Origin of the sequence: Rosenbergiella metrosideri, assembly GCF_022602565.1 — a bacterium.
GTDB lineage: Bacteria > Pseudomonadota > Gammaproteobacteria > Enterobacterales > Enterobacteriaceae > Rosenbergiella > Rosenbergiella metrosideri.
In genome coordinates this window covers 1-479 of sequence record NZ_JALBCV010000052.1, presented here as the reverse complement: position 1 = coordinate 479, position 479 = coordinate 1, and the positions used below count along the sequence as shown (strand labels likewise).

The 479-nt window shown below is 27.8% G+C and carries 1 protein-coding gene; it reads right to left on the bottom strand.

What is annotated here, in order from left to right; all coding sequences use genetic code 11:
* Nucleotides 1-117: 117 nt before the first annotated feature.
* Nucleotides 118-479: beta-1,6-N-acetylglucosaminyltransferase (locus tag MKR94_RS16435; protein WP_241647885.1), on the bottom strand; the 362-nt coding region annotated here is incomplete at its 5' end.

Sequence of the window (479 nt, the reverse complement as noted above, 5' to 3'; positions counted from 1 at the left end):
ACCATATTCTGTTCCTCCCAATTTATTCATTAAGAACGGTGTAAGAACTATCGGAAATACATAACTAGATATTTGTAAGATAAAAAGCCACGATATGTTTTTTTTTAAGGTAGTCATTCAACTCTCTTGTAATATTTTCTTATCAATTTCATTCATTAATTTTAAGGATGTTGAAGGATGAATTTTCCTACAAAAAAAACAGTTAGAATTCAAAACAACATCTAGTTCATTTTCATTTAGTATCAAAGGTAAAGTGTCATATTCTCTTTTAGGATTCCACTCAACGAAACGCAATGAATTATTAGTAATAATACTTAAATCGTCAGCTTTATCAGCCAAAATGGTGTGGTAAAATAACTCATCACAACAATAAGTATATTTAAATCTCGATAGATATTTTGGATTTTCATTCAAATACCATAATATATATTTAACGACTTTACGATTCAATGAAAACCAATTCCACCCTGCATATATAT